General features: G+C 65.8%; 13 protein-coding genes. 8 read left to right on the top strand and 5 right to left on the bottom strand.

Features of this window, described 5'->3' with window-relative positions:
- Positions 1-14 precede the first annotated feature (14 nt).
- Positions 15-1,352 (top strand): trypsin-like peptidase domain-containing protein, encoded by a 1,338-nt coding sequence (locus tag F2P45_RS16075; RefSeq protein WP_166876948.1) that lies wholly within the window; start codon positions 15-17, stop codon positions 1,350-1,352.
- Positions 1,353-1,472: 120 nt separating this feature from the next.
- Here F2P45_RS16075 and eutC read toward each other — a convergent pair whose 3' ends face one another.
- The 4 genes from eutC to F2P45_RS16055 form a co-directional block, all read right to left on the bottom strand.
- Entirely contained in the window at positions 1,473-2,279 is an 807-nt protein-coding gene (eutC, locus tag F2P45_RS16070) for an ethanolamine ammonia-lyase subunit EutC (RefSeq protein WP_166876945.1), read from the bottom strand.
- The gene (locus F2P45_RS16065) at positions 2,276-3,646 is read right to left on the bottom strand and encodes an ethanolamine ammonia-lyase subunit EutB (protein WP_166877023.1); all 1,371 of its coding nucleotides are present in this window, start codon (positions 3,644-3,646) and stop codon (positions 2,276-2,278) included. The genes eutC and F2P45_RS16065 overlap by 4 nt, the downstream gene beginning before the upstream one ends.
- Positions 3,647-3,721: 75 nt before the next feature.
- Entirely contained in the window at positions 3,722-4,939 is a 1,218-nt protein-coding gene (locus F2P45_RS16060) for a metal-dependent hydrolase (protein WP_166876942.1), read from the bottom strand.
- Between the two features lie 60 nt (positions 4,940-4,999).
- Positions 5,000-5,833 (bottom strand): DUF2059 domain-containing protein, encoded by an 834-nt coding sequence (locus tag F2P45_RS16055; RefSeq protein WP_166876939.1) that lies wholly within the window; start codon positions 5,831-5,833, stop codon positions 5,000-5,002.
- A 47-nt stretch (positions 5,834-5,880) separates the two neighbouring features.
- Here F2P45_RS16055 and F2P45_RS16050 point away from each other — a divergent pair, with 47 nt between their 5' ends.
- The 4 genes from F2P45_RS16050 to F2P45_RS16035 all read left to right on the top strand — a co-directional run bounded on the left by F2P45_RS16050 (position 5,881) and on the right by F2P45_RS16035 (position 9,985).
- A complete protein-coding gene (locus F2P45_RS16050; RefSeq protein WP_166876936.1) occupies positions 5,881-6,990 on the top strand; it encodes a porin in 1,110 nt (369 codons plus the stop codon).
- Between the two features lie 143 nt (positions 6,991-7,133).
- Positions 7,134-7,976, top strand: a complete 843-nt coding sequence (locus F2P45_RS16045) for a universal stress protein (RefSeq protein ID WP_166876933.1) — start codon at positions 7,134-7,136, stop codon at positions 7,974-7,976.
- Between the two features lie 154 nt (positions 7,977-8,130).
- Complete coding sequence (locus tag F2P45_RS16040) at positions 8,131-9,033, top strand: AraC family transcriptional regulator (protein ID WP_166876930.1); 903 nt, start codon at positions 8,131-8,133, stop codon at positions 9,031-9,033.
- Between the two features lie 496 nt (positions 9,034-9,529).
- Positions 9,530-9,985: a hypothetical protein gene (locus F2P45_RS16035; RefSeq protein ID WP_223164759.1), complete on the top strand. Its 456-nt coding sequence runs from the start codon at positions 9,530-9,532 to the stop codon at positions 9,983-9,985.
- Between the two features lie 52 nt (positions 9,986-10,037).
- On the opposite strand, the gene F2P45_RS16030 is transcribed toward F2P45_RS16035, so the two are convergent.
- Positions 10,038-10,544 carry a SixA phosphatase family protein gene (locus F2P45_RS16030; protein ID WP_166876924.1) on the bottom strand — a complete coding sequence of 169 codons (507 nt, stop codon included), beginning with the start codon at positions 10,542-10,544 and terminating at the stop codon, positions 10,038-10,040.
- A gap of 171 nt (positions 10,545-10,715) precedes the next feature.
- On the opposite strand from F2P45_RS16030, the gene F2P45_RS16025 reads away from it, so the two are divergent.
- From F2P45_RS16025 to F2P45_RS16015, 3 genes are all read left to right on the top strand, one after another.
- A complete protein-coding gene (locus tag F2P45_RS16025) occupies positions 10,716-11,363 on the top strand; it encodes an ANTAR domain-containing response regulator (RefSeq protein ID WP_166876921.1) in 648 nt (215 codons plus the stop codon).
- A gap of 30 nt (positions 11,364-11,393) precedes the next feature.
- Positions 11,394-12,536, top strand: a complete 1,143-nt coding sequence (locus F2P45_RS16020; RefSeq protein WP_166876918.1) for a CmpA/NrtA family ABC transporter substrate-binding protein — start codon at positions 11,394-11,396, stop codon at positions 12,534-12,536.
- 269 nt (positions 12,537-12,805) lie between these two features.
- Positions 12,806-14,125, top strand: coding sequence for an MFS transporter (locus tag F2P45_RS16015; protein ID WP_166876916.1), 1,320 nt, complete (start codon positions 12,806-12,808; stop codon positions 14,123-14,125).

The following is a 14,125-nucleotide window of genomic DNA, read 5'->3' as shown; positions in this document are numbered from 1 at the left end:
CGGAGACGCTGCAAATGAAACGAACGCTGTACACCATTCTGGGTGTCGATCCACTCGCCACCTCTGAAGAGATTGCCGCAGCGTACGCGCGTTTGCATGCTGCATTTCAGAGCGGGTCGTACGACCGCAACGACTGGGTGCTGGTGCGTGAAGCCTACGCCGTGCTGTCGAACAAGGATAAACGCGGCCACTATGACCGCAGCCAGATCGCGCCGCCGCTCACGCGCCGTGTCGAGGCCGCCGCCTCGCCCTCGTCGGGTTTCAATCTCGACTGGCGCTATGGCCTGGCCGCCGGCCTGCTCGTGGCCGGGCTGGTGTACTGGTCCAAGGGCCGCGCGCCGGCCGCGCCGCCCGTTGTTGCGGTGCAAGGCACGGCGCAGCTCATGCAGGACAGCGGCGCGCCGGCCGGTGGTTTTGCCGCCGAGTCCCAGCCCCAGGCCGTGTCGGCGCCGGTCGCCGCCAGCGGGTCGGGTGCCATGGGCATGGAAGACCTGTTCGCCAAGCTGTCGCCGTTTGTGGCCCGTATCAATATGTACAACGGCGCCAGCATGGTCGGCACCGGCAGCGGGGTCGCTCTTGGCGGCAACGAAATCATCACCAATTGCCACGTGGCGCTGGCCGGTTCGCGCCTCCAGGTCAAGCTCGGGCAGGACAGCTACGAGGCCACGGTATCGGTGGCCGACGAAGAGCGCGACCTGTGCAAGCTGTCGGTCAAGGGCCTCAATGCCCCGGCCGCTGTGATCGGGGCCTCGGGCGAGTTGCGTACCGGCCAGCGCGTGATTGCCATCGGCGCTCCGCACGGGCTCGATCTGACCATCAGCGACGGCATCGTCTCGTCGCTGCGCCCGCTCGACGGCGGCACCCTGATCCAGACCACGGCACCGGTCTCGCCCGGGTCGAGCGGCGGCGGACTGTTCGACAGTGCGGGCCGGCTGGTCGGGATTGTCACGTTCCAGATGCGCACCGGGCAGAACCTGAATTTCGCCGCGCCGGCCGAATGGATCGGCAGCATGCGCACCCGCCGCGGCGGCGGCCTGATCGCCAAGATGAGCGCCGAGCGCGCCCAGGAGAACCCGGCGCAGAGCGCGCAGAATGGCGACCTGGTGGTGGGCGAGTGGCATTGCAACGACCCGATCGGCGGGACGTCGATCATGATTTCCTTCAGCGACGACCGCACCCTGCAGATGCGTTATGCGAACCGCGTGTCGCCAGGGCGCTGGATGTATCGCGAGAGCCAGCTGTCGATTCAGTTTTCGAACGTGAACGACACCTTGCGGGTGGAAGAACTGTCGCGCGACAAGATGATTTTGAAGTTGAATGTTGGCCAGCGACTGGTGTGCGCACGCAGTTAAGCGCAGCGCTGGCCGGGCAGGCCATCATGGCGCAGGTGCTTGCGTGGGCGGTAAAAGCCGTTTTTACCGCCGCATTCGACACGGTCATGGCAAACCATGCGATACGTCGCTTGCTGCTCATCACCGCAGCAAAAAATTTCCTTTCCCCGCCTCCGGCAATCCCCCTTCCGCAACCGTATCATCCTTGAGCAACACCCCCGACAGCCCGCGCTGCCTTGCCTGCGTCAACAAATAATGCAGACGGTATGCCGCCTCGTCATAGCTCAACCCGGCCGGCCGCACATTCGAAATGCAGTTACGGTCGGCATCGGTCAAGCCCACGCGCGGCGCCCAGCTCAGGTAGACGCCCATGCTGTCCGGCGAACTGAGCCCCGGCCGCTCGCCGATCAGCACCGCCACCGCGCGCGCGTTCAGCAAGGCGCCGATCTCGTCGCCGATTGCCACCCGCGCCTGGCTGGCGATGACAATCGGCCCCAGGCGCCACTGTGCGGCGCCGGTATCCTTGCGCAAGCGCGCCAGCAGCACCGCCGCGAAGGCCTGCGCGTTCTGCTCGATGGCCAGCGCCGACAAGCCGTCGCCAATGACCAGCGCCAGGTCGCACGCCGCCGGCGCGGCCGCCAGCAGCGCCGCGCGCGACGGCGCATCGAGCACGCGGCCCAGATCCGGGCGCTGCAGGTAGCTGGCGCGGTCCGGGCAGGCGCTGTGCACGGTGAGGCAGGCGTGCCCATCCCCGGCCAGTGCCGCCGCCAGCGCACGGGCATCGAGCGCCATGTGGACCGCATCGCGCGCGCGCGCATGCGCCAGCTGGAAATCGAGCTGCGCCGACGTCGGGACGCTCACGCCGCTGCGCCCGAGCGCAATGCGCGCCTGGGTCAGTTCGCGCAAGGCTTGCCAGGGATTGGACACGATGTGCGTCGATTGGTTCATAAGCGTCGCAAGGCTTGTTGAAAAACGGGCGGCAGCGCGTCCGGCAGTTGCGCGGCGCCGTCGCCGCAAAAAATTTGCATGCGCTGCAGCCAGGCTTCGAATTCGGGCGCGGCGCGCAGGCCCAGCACGCGGCGCGCGTACAGGGCGTCGTGGAAGGAGGTGCTCTGGTAATTGAGCATGATGTCGTCCGAGCCCGGCACGCCCATCACGAAGTTGCAGCCGGCCGCGCCGAGCATGGTCAGCAGCACGTCCATATCGTCCTGGTCGGCTTCGGCATGGTTGGTGTAGCAGACGTCGCATCCCATCGGCAAGCCGAGCAGCTTGGCGCAGAAGTGGTCTTCCAGCCCGGCACGAATGATCTGCTTGCCGTCATACAGGTATTCCGGCCCGATGAAGCCGACCACCGAGTTCACCAGCAGCGGCTTGAAGGCGCGCGCGACCGCGTAGGCACGCGCTTCGCAGGTTTGCTGGTCGAGCCCGTGATGAGCGCCGGCCGACAGCGCGCTGCCCTGGCCGGTTTCGAAATACATGACGTTGTCGCCCACCGTGCCGCGCCCGAGCGACAGGGCGGCGCTGCGCGCTTCGGCCAGCAGCGCGAGATCGATGCCGAAGCTGCGGTTGGCGGCCTCGGTCCCGGCCACCGACTGGAATACCAGGTCGACCGGGGCGCCGCGCCCGATCGCCTCGATGGTGTTGGTGACGTGGGTCAGCACGCACGACTGGGTCGGAATCTGGTACTGGGCAATGACGGCGTCGAGCATGCCGACCAGGTTGACGACCTGGGCCACGTTGTCGGTGGCCGGGTTGATGCCGATCACGGCGTCGCCGCTGCCGTACATGAGGCCGTCGAGCATGCTGGCCGCGATGCCGCTGGCGTCGTCGGTCGGGTGGTTCGGCTGCAGGCGCGTGGCCATGCGGCCCTCCAGCCCGAGCGTGTTGCGAAAGGCCGTGAGCACGCGGCATTTGCGCGCCACCAGCACCAGGTCCTGGATGCGCATGATTTTCGACACGGCGGCCGCCATCTCGGGCGTGATGCCGGGCGCGACAAAGGCCAGCAGCGCGCTGTCGGCGGCGTCGCCCAGCAGCCAGTTGCGCAGGTCGCCGACGGTCAGGTGCGCGATGGGCGCGAACGCGGCCGCGTCGTGGCTGTCGACGATCAGGCGCGTGACTTCATCGTCGTCGTAGGGAACCGGGGGATTGTCGAGGATGGTGCGCAGTGGCAAGTCGGCCAGGGCCATCTGGGCCGCCACCCGCTCTTCGGCGCTGGCCGCCGCCACGCCCGCCAGCAGATCGCCCGAGCGGGCCGGCGAAGCGCGCGCCATCAAGTCCTTGAGGTCGCGAAACCCGTAGGTGCGCGGCCCGACCATGTGCGAAAACCGCGATGTTGTCACGGGGGCTCCAGGGGCGGTGGTTAGCGTGCAGCCAGCATAGCACGGACCCGCTTACAGCAGGTCCGCGCGCGGATAGCCCCAGCCCGGTACACCGGCGGGACAGGGCTGGCCGTTGTTCTGGTCCAGCGGCAAGGTGGTGAAGTTGCCCCGTGGCGTGGTGCTGAAGCGCGCGTCGGAGGCGTTGTCCGTGCCCAGCGCGGGCATGCGCGCAAAGCGCATCCAGGCATCGAAGCGGCAGTTGCCCGCCTGCAGCGTGCGCAAGCGGGCCAGCGATCCATCCAGGCTCCAGTTGACGAGCAGCTGCGTGCCTGGCCCGGGCGCGCCTTCGGACAGGGCGGCCGGGCAGGCGTCGAGCCCGAGCAGGTTCGGCGCGATGCTGAGCATGCCGCGCCGCAAGCGGTAGCTGCCGGCCACCTTGTCGCGTTCGGCCGACACGAAGATCCAGCACAGCGGATTGGCGGGAAACGCCGTCATCGAGATATCGAGCAGGGTGCTGGCCGGGTCGAGCTGGCGCAGGTGGTCGGCCACGATGGTTTTGCCGTGCCGGCTGGCGGCGCCCTGGACCGCCACGAAGCCGAGCACGGCCAGCAGCGCCACCGACAAGGCTTGCTTGCCGGCCCGGCCGGCGCGCTGTTGCAGCATGGCCAGCCCGGCGCCGAAGGCGAGCAGGGCAGCCAGCGAGCCCCAGTGCAGGAAACCGCGCACGGTGAAATAGGCCAGCATGCCGGCCAGCGCGAGCAGCGGCAGCGCACGCCAGAAGCGCTTGCCCAGCATCATCGCCAACGGGACCGCACCGGCCACCCAGAACACCGGTTCCAGGATGAACACCATGTCGCCGTACACCCAGCGCGTGGCGAACGGGTAAAACGGATGCACGCCGTAGGAATTCAAGGCATCCATGCCCAGGTGCAGCAGGAAACCGGCGCCGACGGCCGCCAGCAGTCCGGCGCGGGCCGGCTTGCTGGCGCGCAGCAGGGAACGCGCGCCCGGCCACAGCAGCCACAGCAGGGCGATCAACAGCAGCGCCTGGGGGATTTCGAACAGCAAGGTGTGGGTGTGGCCGCGGTGATGCAGCAGGTAGCCCAGCGGACTGGGCAGAAGGCCGCTGAGCACCAGGTCGAGGTCGGGGAAATTGCTGGCGGCCCAGCACGACACCAGCATCAGGCGGCGCCGGGTACGCTGGCGGGCCGGATCGGCTTCGGCCGGCAAAATACGCTGAACCAGTTCGCCGGCGGCCAGTCCAACGAGCGAGTGACTTAAATTATCCATGGCGGCGATCTTACCGTGCCGGCTGTGTTCGTGCTGAGCCGGCAGGCGCTGCCGTGTGCGCTATTGCGCGGTGATCGCGTTCATTTCCGCGACAAACAGTTTCATATGGCGCTCGGCGATCGCGCTGATGCTGGCGCTGGTTTTCGCGCCGAAAAACCTCAGGACGTCCTGGTTCATGGCCGCGCCCACCCGGTCCAGTTTCTTGCCCACGTCCGATCTGCCGTGGGCGAGGATCACATCGTTTTCCTGCTCCGTAAACAGGTGCTTGTACTTGTCCCAGGCCGCCGGATCGCTCACGCCGGTGCGGCGCTGTTCTTCCTTGATCCTGGCGCCGACATCGATGGTCTTCCGATAGGCGCTGCTGCTGTAAAACGCCGCCAGCGCCGTGATTTCGCGGTCGGTGAAAAAACGCGGGTAGACCGTGTGCGCCATCTCGCCGATCAGCGCGCTCATATCCATCGACCGGTCCAGCGTCTTCAAGTCCTGGGCGACGGCGGCAGTCCATTCGGGAAGCAGCGCCAGCGCTTGTTTGCGTTGGGCTTGCGAAAGCTGCGGTGCCGCATTGACCTTGTCTTTCACGGTTTGTTGCATGACATTGGCATTGCGCTGTGCGGCGCTGTCGAGGTAGCTGCGCCACCTTTCTTCGATGTGTTGCGCCTTGACGATGGCGTGCAGGGCGGTTTTCGCCTCCGCGCCCGGCTCGGCCGCCTGTGCCGTGGACCAGAGGCAGCTGAACGCGAGCGCCACAACGAGGATGGGTTTCAAGATCGTGCCTCCAAATATCCGTAAGGCAACATGATAGCGGAGTTTAGCGCTTGCTCCAGTGCACTCACCGAAGAAATCGTCCTTGGCCCGCAAAATTCGGTGAACCACTTCGGCGGGAGGCTGGTCCAACGATCAAGTCACTTTCCACCGATATCCGTGTCCAAAGGAAGCCGGCAATGACATTACTTATCTCGTTCGTGGCAGCGGCAGTGCTTGCTTGTGTCGGCAGTGGGGCGTGGGCGCAGTCGGCCGTGACCATCTACGGCGTTGCTGATGCCGGCCTCGTGCGTGAGCACGGCGGCGCCGGCGGCAATCTCAGCCGGGTCAGCAGCGGCGTCGGCTCGGCGTCGCGCATCGGTTTGCGCGGGTCGGAAGACCTTGGATATGGCTGGAGCGCCAATTTTTTGCTGGAGGCGGGCGTGCGGCTCGATAGCGGCGAGCAAGAAGCGTCCGGCGCGCTGTTCCACCGCCAGGCCTACGTGGGTGCGCGCCATCGCGAGTACGGCGCGGCCACCCTGGGGCGCCAGTACACGCCTTACTATAATGCGCTCACCAGCGTGGGCGACCCTTTCGGCGGCGCTTACGCGGGCACGGCCAAGAACCTGTTCCCGGCGGGCGGCCAGAATACCCGCACCAGCAATGCCATCGTGTATGCCATGCCCGAGATGATGGGCGTGACGGCCGAGGTCTCGTATGCGCTTGGCGAGCAGCCCGGCAGCAGCACGGCCGGGCGCCAGTTCGGTTTGGCGGTCGGCTACAGCCAGGGTCCGCTCAATGCGCGCCTGGCCTACAACCACCGTAACAATGATGTCACGGCGGCCGCCGGCGCCGCCGCCGCGCCGCCGGTGCCCGCCGCCGACCGCGACATCGGGCGCAACACGCTGCTGGCGGCCAACTATAACGTCGGCCTCGCCCGCGCCTACGTGGCGTACGGCGTGGACAAGGGCAGCAACAGCGCATTGCTGCCCAATAGCGGCAATCCGTACGGCGGCGTGCGCCCGACCGCATCCACCGACAGCCGCGACATGCTGATCGGCGCCTCGGTCCCGTTCGGCATGACGACGCTGATGGCCTCGTATATCCGCAAGAACGACCGGACGGCGTACGACCAGGATGCGCACCAGTGGGGCGTGGGGCTGAGCCATGCACTGTCGCGGCGCACCAGCCTGTACACGGCCTATGCGCGCATCAAGAACAAGCATGGCGCCGGCTACACGGTGGGGAATAACACCGAGCCCGGCAGTGGCGACAGCGCGTTCAACCTGGGCGTGCGTCATGTGTTCTGACGGAGGACAGCGCGCAGTGCGTGGGTTTTTACGGTGGCGCGTGGGCGGGCGAGCACGTTTGAGCGGGCGCAAGTGCGTGGAAGCGGGCAGGGCTACGCTGGTTTTTGCGCTGCCCGCGCGTTGCCAGACTCAAGGAGAGCAACATGGAATACAAAACGATTCTCGTGCACGTCGATGAGTCGGCGCAGGCCGCCGCACGCATTGATGCGGCGGCACGGCTTGCCATCGAGCACAACGCACATCTGATCGGCACGGCGCTGACCAACCTGCCGCCACGCTTGCTGGCGCTGAGCGGCCTCGACCCCAGCCTGCCGCCGATGCAGGCGCCGCTTCTGGAACTGCGGCAACTGGCCGACAGCGCGCTCGATGTCTTCGACCAGCGGGCTGCGGCGCTCGGCGTGCTATCGGTCGAGCGGCGCCGGCTGGAAGAAGAGATGGGGCTCGGCATGAGCCTGCAGGCGCGCTATTGCGACCTGGTCGTGATCGGCCAGCACAATGCCGCCCATCCCGTGCCGGGTGTGCGGGCCGATTTCCCCGAGTATGTCTTGCTCAATTCAGCCAAGCCCGTGCTCGTCATTCCCGCCACGGCCCCGCAGGGGGCGCCGCTGGGGCAGCGGATCGTGGTCGGCTGGAACGGCAGTGCCCCGGCCAGCCGCGCCATCACCAGTGCGATTCCGCTCATGCGGCGAGCGCGCCAGGTCGATATCGTGGTGGTCGATGCGCGCGCGCAGGGGGATTTGCACGGCGCCATGCCGGGTGCGGACCTTGCCTTGTATCTGGCGCGGCACGAGATCCGTGTCAATGTGCGCGACATCGACAGTCGCGCCGATCCAGGGCGTGCCTTGCTGGCGGCGGCGGGCGAGGCCGGCGCCGACCTGATCGTGATGGGCGCGTACGGGCGCTCGCGCTTTCGCGAAGTCTTGCTCGGCGGTGCGACCAGGACCGTGCTCAGGTCGTCCACATTGCCGCTCTGGATGATGCACTAGCCGCGCGGCCCGTCGGCAGGGCGCGGCAAGACAATCAGGCAAGCATGCGCGAGGATTCGGTCTTGGCGCACAGGGCGGTTGCGGCATACACTGGTGGTCGACCAACCCGCCACCAGAGGAATCGATGCCTAGGCCGCCAAGCAGAGAAGACAAGATGATCGCCTTGATGAGCAGGCTGGCGCCATCGGAGGGCTACACGATCTCGGCCCTCGACGGTGTGGGTTTCATGCGCGTCAACCAGAGCGTGCCGCGCACGCCGGTGCTGTACGAGCCGTGTATCGTGATCGTTTGCCAGGGGCGCAAGCGCGGGTATCTGGGCGAGCGGCGCTTTATCTACGATGCCCAGCAGTACCTGGTGCTGTCGGTACCCTTGCCGTTCGAAAGCGAGACCGAGGCCAGCGAAGCCCAACCTTTACTGGCCGTCAAAATGGACATTGACCTGGCGGTGGCGGCCGAACTGGCGCTGGTGCTTGGTCCGGCGGCGCCGACCAATAACGCCCCGGTCAGCATGTGTTCGACGGCAATGGACGACACGCTTGGCGACGCCGTGGTGCGCTTGCTCGAAGCCTTGCTATGTCCGGTGGAGGCGCACCTGCTGGCCAAGGGCATCCTGCGCGAGATTTTGTATCGCGTGCTGACCGGCGAACAGGGCGGGGCGGTGCGCGCGGCCCTGGCCCAGCACAGCCAGTTCGGCAAGATCGGCAAGGCACTGCGCCGCATTCACGCCGGTTTCAGCGGCGAGCTGGACGTGCCGACCCTGGCACATGAAGCGGGGATGAGCGTGGCCGCCTTTCACGCCAACTTCAAGGCGGTCACGCAGACCTCGCCAATCCAGTATCTCAAGAGCACGCGCCTGCACAAGGCGCGGCTGTTGATGGTGCAGGAAGGCCTGAGCGCCTCGACCGCCTCGAACCGGGTCGGCTACGAAAGCAGTTCGCAGTTCAGCCGCGAATTCAAGCGCTTCTTCGGCCGCAGTCCGGTGCAGGAAGCGGCGGTGATGAAAACGATCCTGAGCCAGGCGCCAAGCGAGCCGCCTGGATATGTGACGGCGCATTGATTGCGCAGGATGGTTGTTCGCCTGCCGAGTTACCGCGCTTGAATTCGCGCCGCCACAGTGCGTTACATTGAATGGTGGAAAACTGTGTTTGGCGAGTACTGCGTATTGCTTTGTTCCGGAGCCAGATGCCCAGGCCAGCGCGAATCGTCGGCGGGTCAGGATGGCGATTCCAAAGACGAACAAAATTGGAGCAGGATTCATACGCGATCGATTCGTCCAACTCGGAATCGCCCTATGAAAGACAAGCTCGACGACCTATCGTTACTCGCCAATGAATTGACGGCGTTTTTGGTTGAGGCCGGCTGGCATGAGGAACGTCGCTTCCGTGGCGCAGTTTTTCATGCGGCGCCGAAGTCGCTCGGGATTCAAGGCAACTATACTGTCGCGCTACCGGAGGATGTCTCGGCTCCGAGCGCAGCGAGTTTGTTGCACGGTAGCGCAAACGCGCGATGCGTGCAAGGCAACTGCCGAGCGTTTTGTCCGGCAATGCCGGTTTTTGCAGACCGCCGAGGGCAGCTTCGTGGCAAAAGTCGAGGTGCCGATCACCACGCTGAGGCCGGCCGATTCGTCTGGCGGCCGCGCCCTGACCTCAACAGAAATTTGTTCGTCTTTTTTCTCCGCTATTCATTTCCTCAATCGGAACATCCTGGAAAACGAAGATCCTTTCGCTGCACCCGAGACCTTGTCCAGCGCGATTGCCCTGTTCGACGTGGAACTGCGCGAATCGATCACCAGGCTGGTGGTCGGCCCCCAAATGCAGAGCATCGATTTTTTCATGGAGATGGGAACCGAATTACTCAACTCGTCCACCGGCTACCTGTTCCCCGAAAAACGACAACGGGTCCATGATGTCCTTCAATTCATCAGCGAGCACCTTCTGAGCGAAAACAAGTGGGATGGCGACCCGGGGGAGCAAGCGCCCGACCTGGCCGACACGGCGACGGAGCGTTAGCTGGCGGCTACATGGGGAGAACGGCGCACCGCGCGCGCTACCCCCTGCACGCTCAATTCGCCACCGAATGCAGCAACACCGTCATCACGGAACCATCTTTATCGACGATCAGCTGATACAGCCGGTCGAATTCATCATCGCCAATATCGGCGCCTGGTTTTCCGCCGAACAGGCGCACCAGATCGGGCACCGTATTCGAGTGGCCCACCACCAGCGCCGTCCCGCCGGCCGCCTTGACCTGCCCGGCCAGCTTGGCGCCCTGCGCCGGGTCGTACACCTGCACCTCCAGGCCCAGCGTGCTGGCCAGCGGCTGCGCCGTCTGCCGTGTGCGCTGCGTCGTGCTGCTGTAAATATGCGTGATGCCGGTCGACTTGAGAATGGCGGCAATATTGCCGGCGCGGGCCTTGCCCTGCATCGTCAGATCCGGATCTTTCTCGACCGATCCCTTTTCGCCGTGCCGGACCAGGTAGATGATGGACGGATCGGCCGCCGCCAGGCCGGGCGCCAGCAGGGCTGCGGCGAGGACGATGCCGCCAAGGAGGGAAGAACGGATGCGCATGCTCGGCTTTCAGAATGGTCGGGATGTAAGATCGGCAATGTAGCGCAGCCTGCCCGCATGACGCAACCGTTACCGGCGCCGCCGCCGGTTCAAGACCGGCGGGCTGTAGGCCGTGCTTGGCGCGTATCTTGCTTGTATGGTAAGTACATGGCCACACTCTCAACCAATAAAATGTCCAGAACTCCCGCGCAACCCCCACGCAAGCTGCGCATTGTCGTCGTCAACACGATCGTGCCGGACGGCGGCGAGCACGATGCCGCCCTGGCCGTCCAGGTCATGCGCGGCAATGCGCTGCGCATCGGCCTGCTCGAATCGGGCTACGACATCGTCGCTTCGCTGCCCGCCGATATCTACCTGCCCGAAAGGATCGCCCAGCTCCAGCCCGACATGATCATCATCGATGCCGAATCGGACGCGCGCGACGTGCTCGAACACATCGTCATCGCCACCCGCGACGAGCGCCGCCCGATCGTGCTGTTTACCGAGGACGACACCACCAGCAGCATGGACGCGGCGATGGCGGCCGGCGTGTCGGCCTATATCGTGGCCGGCTTGCAGGCCGAGCGCATCAAACCGGTGCTGAACGTGGCGCTGGCCCGTTTCCGCCAGGAGCAGAAACTGCTGGCCGAACTGAGCGAGACGCGCCACAAGCTGGCCGAGCGCAAGGTGATCGACCGCGCCAAGGGCATCTTGATGACGCATCACCGGCTGACCGAGGACCAGGCCTACCAGAAGCTGCGCAGCATGGCGATGAACAAGAATCTGAAGCTGGCGGAAATTGCCCAGCGCATCCTCGATGTCGAGGATCTGCTCGGTTGAGTCGGCGCCGGCGGGAACACAAGGAGCGGTATGGCAGGGATCATCAACAATCAATTGCGCACGGTCAGGATCGGTTTCATGCCCCTGACCGACTGCGCTTCGCTGGTCATGGCCGCCGAGTGCGGCTTCGACCGCCAGTACGGCATCCGGATCATGCTCAGCCGCGAGACCTCATGGGCCAATGTGCGCGACAAGATGAAATCGGGCGCGCTCGACGCCGCCCACGTGCTGTACGGCCTGATGTACGGCGTGCAGCTGGGTATCGGCTGCCAGCGGCAGGCCATGGCGGTGCTGATGAACCTGAGCCGCAACGGCCAGGCGGTCACCCTGTCGCGCACCTTGGCGGAGCAGGGCGCGCTCGATGGGCCGAGCCTGGCGCGGCACCTGCGCGACATGCCGCGCAGCGCCACCTTCGCCCATACATTCCCGACCGGCAATCACGCGATGCTGCTGTACTACTGGCTGGCGGCGCACGGCATCGACCCCATGCGCCAGGCGCGCGCGCTGACGGTGCCGCCCAACCAGATGGTGGGCAGCCTGCGGGCCGGGATGATCGACGGTTTCTGCGCGGGCGAGCCGTGGGGCCAGCACGCCATCGACGAGGGCGTGGGCGTGACGGCGGTGACCAGCCAGCAAATCTGGCCCGATCATCCGGGCAAGGTGCTGGGCGCCACGGCGGCGTTTGCGGCGAGCGAACCGGGTACCTGCCGCGCCATGATCGCGGCGGTGCTCGACGCCAGCCGCTGGATCGAGGCGTCAACGGCCAACAAGGAGCGGACGGCCACGGTGCTGGCCGGGTCGGCGTACCTCAACACGGGCAGGGACGCCATCGCGGCGCGCCTGGCGGGGCAGTACGACAACGGCGCCGGCGCCCGCTGGACGGATGAGCGGGCGCTGAGTTTTCATGGCGACGGCGAGGTCAATTTTCCGTATCTGTCGGATGGCATGTGGTTCATGACCCAGCACAAAAGGTGGGGCCTGTTGCGCGAGGAACCGGATTACCTGGGGGCGGCGCAGGCGGTCAACCGGATCGACCTGTATAGAGGCGCGGCCGAGATGACCGGAACCCAGTTGCCGGCATCAAGCATGCGCAGCGCGACCCTGACCGACGGCGTGCGCTGGGATGGCAGCGATCCGCGCGGCTATGCCGAGTCGTTTTCGATTCATCAATGAAAGAAGGACGCACGCAGCGACGCATCATTTTCGGGCATTGTTGCACCGCAATGTAGCGTTCGCCTGAATTCCACCCCCGAACCCTTCCATCCCGCCCCGTGCCCTCGCTGGCACGGCGTTTGCTAATCAATACCTATCGGATCAATGGCGATCCCCTGAACAACTTGCGCTGATCTAACGACGGATCGGCAGGACAACGGCGTCCGTCCAACCTGGTTTTGACAACCGGGTCTGGTCGGACGCCTTTTTGTTTTTAACGGGATAGAAAAATGGCCACCAAAGCAAACACCATCGCACTCTTTAGTATCGGCACACCGCAGATGCGCGCCTTCCACCTGACCTGGATGGCTTTCTTCGTCTGCTTCTTCGCCTGGTTCGCCTGCGCGCCGCTGATGCCCATCATCAAAGGCGAATTCGGCCTGACCCTGGCCCAGGTCGCCAACATCAACATCGCCGCCGTCGCCATCACCATCCTGGTCCGCCTGATCGTCGGCCCGATGTGCGACCGCTTCGGCCCGCGCAAGGCCTACACCGGCCTGCTGCTGCTCGGCGCCATCCCGGTGCTGGGCGTGGCCGCCTCGCAAAGCTACGAGAGCTTCCTGTTCTTCCGCCTCGGCATCGGCGCCGTGGGCGCCAGCTTCGTCATCACCCAGTACCACACCTCGGTCATGTTCGGCCCCAAAGTGGTCGGCACCGCCAACGCGGCCGCCGCCGGCTGGGGCAACGCCGGCGGCGGCGCAGCCCAGGCGCTGATGCCACTGCTGGTGGGCGCGCTGCTGATGCTGGGCGTGAGCGAAGCCCTCGGCTGGCGCGTGGCCCTGCTGGTCCCCGGCGTGCTGATGATCGTCATGGCCGGCCTGTACTGGAAATTCACCCAGGACTGCCCGCAAGGTAACTACGACCAGATGCGCGCCGCCGGCATCCCTATCGAAGGCGGCAAGGCGGGGCATGCCCCCGCCGGTGGCTGGGAGAGTTTCAAGGCCGCCAGCGCCAATCACCGCGTATGGCTGCTGTTCGTCACCTACGGCGCCTGCTTCGGCATCGAGATCTTCATCCACAACATCGCCGCCGTCTACTACGTCGACCACTTCAAACTAAGCCTGAAAGAAGCCGGCATGGCAGCCGGCAGCTTCGGCCTGCTGGCGCTGTTCGCCCGCGCGCTCGGCGGCTGGGTATCGGACAAGATGGCCATTCGCGGCACCATCAACAGCCGCGTCACCTTGCTGTTCGTGCTGATGATCGGCGAAGGCGCGGGCCTGCTGTGGTTCGCCAAGGCCGACGGCGTCGCCTTTGCCGTCATCGCCATGCTGGTCTTCGGCCTGTTCACCCACATGGCCTGCGGTGCCACCTACGCGCTGGTGCCCTTCATCGACAGCCGCGCGCTGGGCGGCGTGGCCGGCATCATCGGCGCCGGCGGCAACGTGGGCGCGGTCGCCGCGGGCTTTCTGATGAAGGGCACCGGGGACATCTCGCAAACCCTCACCATCCTCAGCGGCCTGGTGCTGCTGTCGGCGCTGTGCGCCATCGCGGTCCGGCTTAGCGCCGCCGTGGACGACCGTCCGGCCGCCGTCAACAATGCAGTCGCTTAG

The organism is Massilia mucilaginosa, assembly GCF_011682145.1.
Classification (GTDB): domain Bacteria; phylum Pseudomonadota; class Gammaproteobacteria; order Burkholderiales; family Burkholderiaceae_D; genus Telluria_A; species Telluria_A mucilaginosa.
This window is presented reverse-complemented; position numbering and strand designations above follow the sequence as displayed.